The sequence below is a fragment of the Methanofollis sp. genome (assembly GCF_028702905.1).
Lineage (GTDB): Archaea > Halobacteriota > Methanomicrobia > Methanomicrobiales > Methanofollaceae > Methanofollis.
The window spans coordinates 1-7,559 of the sequence record NZ_JAQVNX010000101.1 but is presented as its reverse complement, the minus strand read 5'-3'; the positions used below and the strand labels follow the sequence as shown (position 1 = coordinate 7,559).

The 7,559-nt window shown below is 66.0% G+C and carries 7 protein-coding genes; 6 read left to right on the top strand and 1 reads right to left on the bottom strand.

The features are described from left to right. The 4 genes from PHP59_RS10420 to PHP59_RS10405 form a co-directional block, all read left to right on the top strand. On the top strand, nucleotides 1–882 hold an 882-nt coding region (locus PHP59_RS10420; RefSeq protein ID WP_300166692.1), incomplete at its 5' end, for a UbiA family prenyltransferase. Between the two features lie 260 nt (nucleotides 883–1,142). Next, nucleotides 1,143–1,379, top strand: a complete 237-nt coding sequence (locus tag PHP59_RS10415) for a hypothetical protein (protein ID WP_300166691.1) — start codon at nucleotides 1,143–1,145, stop codon at nucleotides 1,377–1,379. Then, nucleotides 1,376–1,675: a hypothetical protein gene (locus PHP59_RS10410; RefSeq protein WP_300166690.1), complete on the top strand. Its 300-nt coding sequence runs from the start codon at nucleotides 1,376–1,378 to the stop codon at nucleotides 1,673–1,675. The genes PHP59_RS10415 and PHP59_RS10410 overlap by 4 nt, the downstream gene beginning before the upstream one ends. Further along, nucleotides 1,672–4,353, top strand: coding sequence for a hypothetical protein (locus PHP59_RS10405; protein ID WP_300166689.1), 2,682 nt, complete (start codon nucleotides 1,672–1,674; stop codon nucleotides 4,351–4,353). Before PHP59_RS10410 ends, PHP59_RS10405 begins: the two co-directional genes overlap by 4 nt. Nucleotides 4,354–4,618: 265 nt before the next feature. Here PHP59_RS10405 and PHP59_RS10400 read toward each other — a convergent pair whose 3' ends face one another. After that, the gene (locus PHP59_RS10400) at nucleotides 4,619–5,749 is read right to left on the bottom strand and encodes an ORC1-type DNA replication protein (protein WP_300166688.1); all 1,131 of its coding nucleotides are present in this window, start codon (nucleotides 5,747–5,749) and stop codon (nucleotides 4,619–4,621) included. 194 nt (nucleotides 5,750–5,943) lie between these two features. Between PHP59_RS10400 and PHP59_RS10395 the strand changes: the two genes are divergently transcribed. Then, nucleotides 5,944–6,582 (top strand): RNA-binding domain-containing protein, encoded by a 639-nt coding sequence (locus PHP59_RS10395; RefSeq protein WP_300166687.1) that lies wholly within the window; start codon nucleotides 5,944–5,946, stop codon nucleotides 6,580–6,582. A gap of 162 nt (nucleotides 6,583–6,744) precedes the next feature. Continuing rightward, on the top strand, nucleotides 6,745–7,371 hold the full coding sequence (locus tag PHP59_RS10390; RefSeq protein ID WP_300166686.1) for an ATP-binding protein: 627 nt from the start codon (nucleotides 6,745–6,747) through the stop codon (nucleotides 7,369–7,371). Nucleotides 7,372–7,559 lie beyond the last annotated feature (188 nt).

Here is a 7,559-nt window from a genome sequence, read left to right as displayed (position 1 = left end):
CTCCGCGCCTATGCCGACCTGCTGCGCATCCACTTCGCGTTCGCCTGGCCGCTCCTCTTCTGCTCGGGCCTCTTTCTCGCCTTCGGCACGTACGGCGGTTTTTCCTGGTCTCTGGTCGTCACGGCCGCCCTCATCGGCCTCTTCGGTTTCGAGGCCGGGATGGTGCTCAACGACTACGTGGACCGGGAACGCGACACGCGGGACGTCGAGGGGCGGCTGACGCGCTACTGGCGGCTCTTCGGGACGCGGCCCCTCGCCGAAGGAGAGATCCCGGCCAGGCACGCCCTCGCCCTCTTCCTCCTCCTCGCCCTCGCGGCGCTGGCCTTGACCGCCACCCTGCCGTACCCGCACTCCCTCTTCGTGGCCGGGATCATGGCGTACAGTTATGCCGTCGAGGTCTTCTACCAGGTGAAGAAGAGGGACCAGAGATTCCCGATCGCGCAGGTCGTCGGGCGGACCGACTTCGCCCTCTTCCCGGTGGCGGGCTACCTTGTCGCGGGGATGCCCGACCTGACCGCCCTCCTGTACTTTCTCTTCTTCTACCCCTATGCCCTCGCCCACCTCGGCGCGAACGACCTGGTCGACGTGACGAACGACCGGGCGCGGGGGATGCGGACTGTCCCGATCCTGTACGGCACGCGGGCGGGCGTCCTCTGGGTCTCGGGGTTCACCGCCGTCCACGGTGGTGCGGCCCTCCTCTTTGCCGGGGCGCTCGGGACGGTTGCGCGGGCCGGTCTCCTCGTCGGCTTTGCCCTGCTCGTCGTCGCGAACCTGGTCATCCTCCGGGGCCGGACGCCGGAGGCGGCGATGCGGGTCTTGCCCCTCTTTCACCTGGCGATGGTGGTGTATGCCGCGGGGATGATCGTCGGGGCGGTGGGGTGACCCTGCCGCGGGCAGATCACTTTCGCCCCGCTCTCTGAAAAGAAGCGCATAAATATGATGATTTGTTTCATTCGCCGTGCGCTGCTCTTCTTTATCTCCTGTCGGGCCCACTCTCTCTTCGGTGCGGTGCCGCCGGTCCCCGGATGCGGCGGCCCGCCCGGGAGTTAAAAAAACATGAGAGAGATATCTCAGGATGTCCCCGGCCGACGGTTCGAGGACGGTACGGACGGATGGACGACAGAGAAGAGCGAGGTGGCGGGATGCGCCGGTTGAATGGCAGCCTTCATGCTTCCCCGTGCGCCAACACCGGATCCCGGAAGACCGCCGCATCTCCGTCGGCCCGCGAGGAGATCACCGCCGTCGATCCTGTCCCCCTGTACCTGGTCCCTCACACGGTCACGGTCGAGGTGAAGAGGTTTGGCGGGGCGATCTCGGAGCTCCATGTGACGCGGGGCGGCCGGCACATGTACGGGATCGCGGTGGTGGTGCGGGAATGAGTGCCACTCTCCGTCTCGGGTCCGACGACGCCGTCTACCTGCTCGTCGGCCGCGAACGTTACCGGATCGCCGCGGCTGACCTGCGTGACCTGATCTTTCACGGCCACGCGGTGCCGGTGACGCGGGAGGGTCCGGCGATCGTGGGCCACGCGGCGGTGAACCCTGCCGGCCGTGCGGTGAAGGTCTTCACGGTCTCCGGCCACTTCATCGTGCCGCTCGTCTCGTTCCGCCGCGTCGCCGCGGGCGAGGCCCGTTCGGCCCCGCTGTTTCCCCTGGTGCCGGAGGGGTGGCCGTGATCGCCGCCGCCCTTGCCGCCCTCTTTCCCGACGGCGGCGTCGTGGAGGTGCGGGCCCTCGCGGACTATGCGACGCACTCCGGCTACTTCGACGACTTCGCGAAGTGTGCGGCGGCAGCCGAGGCCCTGGACGCCGACCCGGAGGTCCGCGGGATCTATGTCACCCTGAACGCGGTGAACCCGGCCCTCCTCGCCCGCCGGGCGAACAGGGTGAAGATGCGCCTTTCGCGTTCCGACGCGACGACCTCGGACGCCGACATCGTCCGCCGCCGCTGGCTGCCCGTCGACCTCGACCCTGTGCGGCCGAGCGGGGTGTCGTCGACGGAGGAGGAGCATGCCGCGGCGCTCCGCCGGGCCGACGCGATCGCCCTCTGGCTCGACGAGCAGGGGTTCCCCCATCCGATCCGCGCCGACTCAGGGAACGGGGCTCACCTCCTCTACGCGATCGACCTCACGAACGACGACGAGGCGACGGCCCTCGTCAAGGGCGTGCTCGCCACCCTGGACGCGTTGTTCTCCGACGACGCCGTCGCCGTCGACACGGCGAACTCGAACGCCGCCCGGATCTGGAAACTCTACGGCACGTGCTCGCGGAAGGGGGACACCACTCGCGAGCGTCCGCACAGGAGGGCGAAGGTGCTCTCGGTGCCGGAGCACGCGGAGATCGTCCCGGCCGAGAAACTTCGCGCGATCGCCGCCCTCCTCCCCGTCGAGGCCCCGCCGACGCCGACGGGCGGGACGATCGACCTCGCCGCGTGGCTCAGGGAGCACGGGATCGCGGTGCGGAGCACCCGCCCCTGGCAGGGCGGCACCCTCTTTGTCCTCGCCGACTGCCCCTTCTCGACCGCCCACCGCGACGGCGCCTTCGCCGTCCAGTTCCCGAGCGGTGCGGTCTATGCCGGCTGCCATCACGCGAGTTGCGGCGGCGGGACACAGAGGTGGCCGGAGTTGCGGGCCATGCACGAACCAAAGAGACAGACGAAGCAGAAGGCGACACCGCCTTCGTCCGAGGCCGCAGGGGTCAGGGAGAAGGCGATGGAAATTCTCCGGGACGGCGACCCGCTCACTTTCCTCCTCGACACCTTCACCCGCGAGCACGTCGGCGACCGCATCGTCGCCGAATGCCTGGTGATGTCCCTCGCCTCGCAGTCGGTGGAGAACACGAACGGTCTCCACGTCTCGGTGTCGGGGACCTCGGGCAAGGGGAAGAGCCACGCCTGCACCACGATGCTCAAGCAGGTCCCGGAAGGCTACCGCATGGCCGGAACCGTCTCGAACAAGGCCCTCTACTACAACGATGACCTCCGCCCGAGCACCGTCTTCCTCTTCGATGATGTCTCCCTCTCCGACGACCTGCAAGAGGTCCTCAAAGCAGCGACCGCGAACTTCAGGCAGCGGATCGAGCACCGCACCGTCACCGCAGACAGAAAACTCCAGGTCTGCCGGATCCCGGAGAGGTGCGTCTGGTGGCTCGCGAAAGTGGAGAGCGTCGGCGACGATCAGGTGATGAACCGCATGCTCACCGTCTGGATCGACGACTCGAAGGAGCAGGACGAGAAGGTGCTCGCCCACATGAAGGAGAGGGAGGCGCGGGAAGACGGCGGCGACGGCGAGGACCCAAACCTCCCGGTCTGCCGGGCCATCTGGGAGATCCTCAAAGAGGAGCGCCTCCACGTCTCCATCCCGTACGCGGAGGCGGTGCACTTCTCCGCCACCACGAACCGCCGGAATCCGGGCATGCTCTTCGACCTCATCAAGGCCTCGGCCATCCTCTTCCGCTTCCAGAGGGAGGAGTACGACGGCGGCATCCGGGCGGACCGCGACGACTTCGCCGCCGCCGCCCGGATCTACGCGGCGATCAACGGCGAAGCCGGCGGGCAGGAGACGAAGCTGACGAAGAACGAGGCCGCCGCCCTGGAGACCGTCGAGACGATGGGCTGGGACGTGTTCACGATCAAGATGCTCCAGGAGACGCTCGGTCTTTCGTACCACCAGACCCGCCGCATCCTCCATGGCTACAACAACGGCGGCACCACCTACTCAGGCCTCCTGGAGAAGTGCCCGGCGGTCGGGTTCGCGGACACGACCATCTCCGAGGACGCCGGCGGGTACCTGATCCGCCGGCGGGAGCACCAGTTCTCTTTCAACCTGGAGGTCTACCGCCGCTGGACGGCCGGGGCATATGTCTGGATCGATCCCGACCCGCCGGACGACGACACTTTTGCACCCGGTGCGCACCGAAATTGCACCGGAGATGTGCAGGGGGCGGGGACGGAGGAGAGAGGGCAGAATGACTATTCTATAGAGAGAGGAGAGAGTTCTCTCTCTCATAGTACTATATTGCACGAAAAGGGAGGCACACACCCTCCCCCCGATCTGTCGGGGCCTGTGGGTGACTGTGTGTGTGATCCGTGTACAGGTGAACATGACGGGAAAGATGGGGGTGAAAGGGGCGGGATTGGAAATATAGGCCCGAAAATTCCTCTGATTGTCGACAACTCCAGAGTGCAGGGCGGTGCAATCCGGTGCACCGGTGCAAACGGGAAGGGGCCGACGACCCTGCCCGGCGTGCTGGACCACCGGGAGTTTGTCCGGACGAAGACCGACCTCGGGCGGTGCAGCATCTGCGATGAGGGGAAGGCGGTGGTGTGTGAGGTGCGACGGGCGGGAACGAAGTGACCGGCCGGAGCATGAGAGACCCGGAGGGTTTCGAGGGTGTTATGGTCGGTTGGTGCAGGCGTGGAATGAGAAGAAGGGGGTGGGCGGGTGCGGTCTTCGTGGCCGGGCGAGGGAGCCGTCTGGGAAATATCCCCCATTTAGCGGCGATCGTACCGAATCCTCAAGGCTCCTGCCGGAAAGGAGAACCTCGGGGTAAACCGCGATTGCCCGGGCCCACGCTCCCCCCGGTTCTCCGACATTACAATCGAGGGCAACGCGTATCACTCTAATGCACCCTGATCCTCACCCCAAGCACCTCCTCCACCCCCTCCCTCACCACGATCTCCCGCGTCCTCCCCCTCCCCGGCCGCACGTACAGGTCCACCAGCCGTAACGCCTCCAGCTTCTTCAGCCTCTCGTGGAACACGGTGTACTTCATCCCCTCGCAGACCCGCCCGTACACCCGGCCCGAGATCACCGGCCCCCCTTCCCGCTCCTCGGCCAGGGCCGCGTCGAGCACCGCCCTCTCCCCGGCCGTGAGCGCCCGCACAGCCATCGCCACATGCAGGTGCCGGGAGACGGCAAAAGCCGCGAGCACGTCCCCGGCCGTCACCACGGCCCTCGCCTCCCTCTCGGCCGCCCGCACCGCTCTCTTCACGACGTCCAGGCCGACGCGGAGGTCGCCGCAGGCCATCGCCCGCTCGACGACGAGGTCGAGGACCGCGGGCGGCATCACGCCGGGGTACAGCCCGGCCCGCACCCTCTCCGCGAGAATGCCCCGCACCTCCTCCGCGGTGTACGGCGGGAAGACGATCTCCGAGGCCTGGAGCACCGAGCGGGTGGCCCGGTCCAGGGCGCGGGAGAGGTCGGCCTCGGGCGTGGAGAGGGTGAGGACCACGCCTGTCCTGGCTCCCGGCCAGGCCTCGTGCATCCTGAGAAGAGGGGCGAGGACGCTGCCGAGCGTGCCGTCGGGGATGAGTTCGTTGGCGTCGTCCAGGCAGACGACCAGCACCGCCCCCCTCTCGACGAGGGCATGGGCGACCCCGGCCATCAGCCGCGTGTTCGAGACCCCGGACGGCGGGGGCAGGTGGCCGAAGAGGGCGAGGAAGATCCGGGAGAAGACGGCGTACTGCGTCTTCTCTGTCTGGCAGGAGACGAGCACCGGCACCACTGCCTGCGTCGTCTCCTCCGCCTCGGCAAAGATCCGGCGGACCGCGGTGGTCTTGCCGGTACCCGGGATGCCGCGGAGCACGGTGTTCAGGGGGCTGGCCCCGTAGGAGAGGGTCGGCCGCAGGGCGAAGGCGAGGTCGTCGAGCTGGGCGTCGCGGTAGGGGAAGGCCTCGGGGAGGTGGGTGATCTCGAAGAGGTCGGGGTCGCGGAAGAGGGTCTGGTCGGCCATGAGGGGGCGGCGTGTCATACGGGATCCATACAAAAGGGAATATAAAAGGGGGACGGGGGAGGGGCGTGAAAGTGAAGGGGGCTCTCACCCCCTACCTGCCCACGACGAAGACAGGGGCGTTACGTGGACCCCACGTCCGCACACTATAAATTGAAGCATGCACCACCCCAAAAGAGCGATGAAATCTCTCTGCCAGATCCGGGAACGCAGCAGTGTCCTCGCCTCCGCCGTGCGGTCCGGGGGCGAGGCCCACGGATAACCTCGCCTTCCTCCTCGCCCGCTTCGAAGGGCGGCGGATCGACTTCAAGGAAGAAGTGAGCGACACCTTCTACAAACTCCTCTCCGCCTTCGCCAACACCGCCGGCGGCACCGCCGTTATTGGCGTCAGGGATAGTGACCACGCCGTCACCGGCATCGATCTGCGGAACAACGCCCAGAAAAAACTCGCAGACAGCATCAGCAGCAGGCTCGGCATCCACCCGGTCATCGAGACCCACGAGGTCGACGGCAAAAATATCCTCACTGTCATCGTCGAGCAGAGCCGCACCCCCGTCGCCTGTGACGGTCGGTATTACACCCGCGTCGGCGACACCACCCGCGAGATGCTCCCCGACGAACTGCGGGTCTACTTCCAGCAGAGCATCGAATGGGACAGCGTCCCCGGCACGTTCGACCCCGATGAGATCGACGGGGAGAGCGTCAGGCGGTTTCTCGCCCTCGCCCACAAGGCCGGCCGCATCACGTCCCTCGACCCCGACGAGCCGGTCGATGCCGTCCTCCGCCGCCTCGGCCTCGTCAGGGACGGACGCATCACCAACGGCGCCGTCGTCCTCTTCGGCAAGAACCCGTAGACATATTTCCCGAACACCGTCCTCAGGATCGGCAGGTTCAGGCGGGCCGACATCATCATCGGCGATCACGAGATCAGGGGCAATCTCTTCGCCCAGTTCGAGGAGGCTGAGAGGATCATCAAGAACTACATCGGCGTCCGCTACGACATCTCAGAGGAGGCGATGCAGGAGTCCTTCCGGAGGAAGGAGGTCTGGGAATACCCTCTCCCGGCGATCAGAGAGGCCCTGCTCAACGCCCTCATCCACCGGGACTACTTCAACAACACTGTCCAGACCCAGGTCAGGATCTTCGACGATCATATCCGCTTCCGCAACCCGGGTCGCCTCCCGGAGGGCGTCACCATCGAGATGATCCTGAGGGAACACTCTTCCTATCTCCGCAACCCGATGATCGCCGACATCTTCTACCGTGCCGGACTCGTGGAGCGCTACGGGTCGGGGATCGAACGGATCATCCGGGCACTGAAGGGGGAAAAACTGCCGGTGCCAGAGATTGTCAGCACGCCCCTCGGCTTCACAATCACCATGCGCACGAGTTCCTTCACCGATGACTATCTGCGGGAACTCGGTCTGAACGATCGGCAGATCGCAGCTGTTTCCTTCCTCAAGGAGCACGGCACCATAACCAACACTCAGTATCAGAACCTCGCCGGCGTCGCCGCCAGCACCGCACTGAGAGACCTGAATGAGATGGTCACAAAGCATGTTCTTGAACGGCGGGGCACGTCACGGCGGGGCATGCACTATGTCTTGTTCAGAGAAACGAGAGGTCACCGTGATGAGGTGTGATAAGGAGTGATGAGGTGTGATAAGGAGTGATGAGGTGTGATAAGGAGTGATGAGGTGTGATAGGAGTGATGAGGTGTGATAAGGAGTGATGAGGTGTGATAATCTCCCGACAGATCGCAAAGGCTCTTTCTGGCATGGGATGACCCTCACCCCCACCCCATCACCTTCACCACCACGGCGACGATCCC